Source organism: Patescibacteria group bacterium (assembly GCA_027858235.1).
Lineage (GTDB): Bacteria > Patescibacteriota > Patescibacteriia > Patescibacteriales > BM507 > BM507.
The window spans coordinates 1-4114 of sequence record JAQIDC010000017.1 but is presented as its reverse complement, the minus strand read 5'-3'; the positions used below and the strand labels follow the sequence as shown (position 1 = coordinate 4114).

The 4114-nt window shown below is 32.1% G+C and carries 5 protein-coding genes and 1 pseudogene; all 6 read right to left on the bottom strand.

The window, feature by feature from the left end:
• Window positions 1–419 (bottom strand): magnesium and cobalt transport protein CorA (locus PF572_01270; protein MDA3839695.1); only part of this gene is annotated, 419 nt, incomplete at its 3' end.
• A gap of 391 nt (window positions 420–810) precedes the next feature.
• Entirely contained in the window at window positions 811–1152 is a 342-nt protein-coding gene (locus PF572_01265) for a DUF1622 domain-containing protein (protein MDA3839694.1), read from the bottom strand.
• Window positions 1153–1173: 21 nt separating this feature from the next.
• Window positions 1174–1746, bottom strand: coding sequence for a YeeE/YedE thiosulfate transporter family protein (locus tag PF572_01260; protein MDA3839693.1), 573 nt, complete (start codon window positions 1744–1746; stop codon window positions 1174–1176).
• Between the two features lies 1 nt (window position 1747).
• Window positions 1748–2278, bottom strand: a complete 531-nt coding sequence (locus PF572_01255; GenBank protein ID MDA3839692.1) for a YeeE/YedE thiosulfate transporter family protein — start codon at window positions 2276–2278, stop codon at window positions 1748–1750.
• Between the two features lie 10 nt (window positions 2279–2288).
• The gene (locus tag PF572_01250; protein MDA3839691.1) at window positions 2289–2657 is read right to left on the bottom strand and encodes a rhodanese-like domain-containing protein; all 369 of its coding nucleotides are present in this window, start codon (window positions 2655–2657) and stop codon (window positions 2289–2291) included.
• A gap of 77 nt (window positions 2658–2734) precedes the next feature.
• A pseudogene (locus tag PF572_01245) lies at window positions 2735–4062 on the bottom strand (IS3 family transposase).
• Window positions 4063–4114: the final 52 nt, after the last annotated feature.

Here is a 4114-nt window from a genome sequence, read left to right as displayed (position 1 = left end):
ATAAGAACTGTATCGGTTAATATTAAACTCAAATTTTCAACAGATATTGAACCGGTCTTTTCATCCTGCTGAAGCATTTTAAGAGATATGTACACACAATTATCATACTCGATCACCCTTGGTCTTGCGTTTGTCTGCAGGACATTTGATAGTACTAGTTTCTCGATTTCGAAATGTTTTGAAACTTCAGAAATAACCGATTCATCATGAAGACCATCAATATTAAGCCATGTAACAGATGGTTTTTTTCTGTAAGAAGATACTTCTTCAATAGATTTTATTACTTTCTCTTCTTTATTCTCAGAATCAAAATCAATAACTCTGAGTAGTACAGCATCACTCTTCTTTTCACCTCTAAACTTCAGGTCATCAGGCCCTAACCCGATCTCATGTTTATGTTTTTTTATAAATCTTGCCATTCTAAAACCTCAGCTTTATTTATCCTTATTATTACCTGCATAAAAATACACAGTAATTGCACCCAATATAAAACCGAGCAATGACATTAATACTAAAAGTGCAATTCGGGGCATTGTAAAAGTATAGAATATTATCTTTGTGTCTACAGGCTCAGTGTTCTGTAAAAATATTACTAGAGAAAATAATGATATTAAAATTACTAGAACCAATTTTACTTTTTTCATCTTTTCTCCATAATACTTTTATTTTTTATATACGATACAATATCTATCAAAATTTCATAAATAGGAATACCTAATTTAATATATTTAATATTTCTATCAAAAGTAGTTAATCATGTAAATTATGTCTTTGATGTAGCAAAAACAATAAAAAATTAAATTTCATTTTTTATTTTTTTTCAGGTGGAGCAAACTCAGCAACTTCACGTTCAAGAAAATAGCTGATTATCGTACGAATTATTACGATACTTCCTAAGACAGCCATGTCATTTAATGTTGGATGAGCTATACTACCGATTATATCCGCTGAAATAAGAAATTCTAATCCAAGTAAAAGATAAGATCCAAGCTGATGACGGACTGTTTCTCTTTCTCTGTAAATAGATCCCTGTTTAATTCGCTTAAATTCTAGAATAATTAATCTGAAAGTTATCAGTATAACTCCCCAGGTAATTACAGCTGCACCGATACCTCCAATAATGATTGATACTATATGTAGTATTTCTTTCATAATATTCCTAATTTATTAGTTCTACAAACCTGCTTTTTCCATCCAATATAGAAGAAAGATCAATGCTGCACTCAGTGGTAACACGATCACCCAATCGTTCACTTTAAACAATTCAGGTAAGGTTATATTACCAAAATATCCCTTCTGTAATATTTTACCTTTTAATTTATGATATATTGACGCATAAAGACCAGCACCAATAATAATACCTACTAAACCACCTGTTATGGCATCAAGATAACCATTCCCTACCGCACCGGCAATTGTACCGGGACAATAACCTAAGACGGCAAAACCGACACCGAAGATCAATCCCCCAACAACGCTCATACCGAACGAACCGGGCTTTGGATGAAGTTGAATCAATCCCATGGTTTTCATGAAATAAATTCCTATCATACCTGTCACCACAGCAGACAACATGATTTTCACTACAGTGTTGTCTACAAGAAGTAATTGCCCAATGATAACATCATACTTTGTTGCACCACCTTTTTGAAGGAGAAATCCAAAGAATATTCCGAATACTAATCCAATTATCAATTGGAAATAATTTTTCTTCTCAGGAATCGTAGTAATTTTTTTTTCATTCATATTATCCTCCGAATCCGCTATTAAACATTAAAAATGCTGTTAAAATTCCTCCGACAAAGAAAAATATCGCTGAAACCCAGCTGGAAACTGCGAGTTGAAGTGTCCCGCTTATTCCATGCCCACTGGTACAACCTCCTGACCATCTGGCACCAAAGCCTAAAAACATTCCTCCAACAATAGAAACCACTACTCTTATTAAAACATTCGAACCGAATGTATTACTCCAAAGTGATGGTACCCATACCCAGTTAAAGTCACCTGAGATAAAGGCTGAAATAAATGAACCTATTATTATGCCTATAACAAGCATCCATTCCCAATCTATTGAGGGAACGAATTCCTTGTAATATAATTTTTCATTTACTTTATTACCTCGAAAAATTCTTTCGATCATTCCACTTGTTCTAGCAAAGGCAGTAGAGCATCCTATGGGTTTTTTTGATATTAAGAATGTTAACCAGCTTAATACACCTATACCTATACCTATACCTACAATGTAAGGCGACCATCGTACTTGTGTTAAATATTCCATATTTTATCCCCTATCCTTTCTTAGTATTCCAATGTTGCCTAGTTTGCAAATAATCAGAAAAATATCTTGATCCATGAGGACTTTCACATACTCTACATTTTTGTGTATAACCTGCAGCACTGTAACCAGACATTCCGCCTGCAACATTAAATACTTCTTTGAAGCCGTGTTGTCTTAAAATACTTGCACCTAGACTTGATCTATGTCCCGTGCTACAAATGAGTATAGTTCTCTTCTCAGGATCCAGTTCACTAAATCTACTTCTTAATTCAGGCGCTGGAATATTTATAGAATTTTCTATATGATTGTCGTTGAATTCTCCAGGTGCACGAACATCCAATAATACAATTGTTGATGTACCTGTAATTAAATCATGCAGATCTTCAGCAGAAATCTGATGAACGTCTTTTGTTTGAAGACCCGAAACAGCCCACCCAAACTAATCTGTACCCTTTGTCAAGGACAATGATAAAAAGGGGGTTGTTCTAAAAGTTGACTTCTGTATTCAACAGGAGTCAACTTTTTCAAATCCCATTGTGGTCTATCATTGTTATAGTATCTCATGTATTTGTTTACAATTTTTTTCACTTTCTTCAAACTTTTACAACCTTTAATATCTACTTCATCTTTCATATGTCCAAAAAAAGATTCCATGGGTGCATTGTCCCAACAATTACCTTTTCTTGACATAGATTGACCAATTCCATTTTCAACTAATAATTTTTGAAATTTAGGACTTGTATAATGAAATCCTTGATCAGAGTGAATAAATGCATCTTCAGACAATTTCTCTCTTTGCCTACATAACTTATTAATAGTTTTAATTACTATTTCTAAACTTAAGCTAGTTGAAATATCGTGTGATAATATTTCATTCGTGGAACTATCTTTTACAACTGAAAGATAAGCTCTTTTACCTCCTGCGTAGTAAAGATAAGTTATATCAGTTAGTAATACTTTTCCAGGCTTCTCCTGTTTGAAATTTCTTTTTAATATATTAGGTTTTGCACTATGTTCTTTTGTTGCTTTAGCAATTTGCTTATACGGATTTCTCTTTCTATACGGACATATGATTTTATATTTCCGCATTATTCGTCCTATTCTTTTCAGATTAAAAACTATTTTAAAATCTCGTTTTAGCCTCATTTTAATTTGACGAGCACCTTTTTTATATCCATTAACATTAAAAGCTTTTAGTATTATTTTCTTGGTTTCTAAATCATTTTGCTCTTTAATTTTCCTGTTATTTCCCGAGTTGATATAATTATAGTAGCCTGATTTTGACACCTTGGCTATTTTACATAAATAAGAAACTACATTTTTATAACCAGTGCCGTCGATTGTCAATTTGATTAGTTCAAAAATATTAGTTTTACTTAGGGAATACACCCCCTCATGGCTCTTAACTTTTTTAAGAAATCATTCTCCATCTCTAAAAATTTGATCTTGGATTTTAATTTTAAATTTTCTTCTTTTTCTGTTAAGATTCTTTTTAATGGTCTTCCCGAATTTTCCTTTCTAGAATCTTTCAAACCCAATAAACCATTTTTTTTGAATAACTTTCTCCAGCGGTAAGCAGCTCGTTCAACTCTTTTGATACCAATTATTTCAATATCAAACCCATATTTCTCAAATATAAATCGAGGAGGTGTTCCTGTTAAATGTTCAAGCATGAATTTTATCCTAAAATCTTCTGAATAAGTAATCATGTTTTCAGTAACATTTTGAATGTTTTTATTCTTTGTAAGCAACTGTATCTCTTTTTTACTAAACTTTTTGATCATAATAAATTCCTTAATTCTATTTATCTATACCAGTTTAATAAAAAAATTGCAA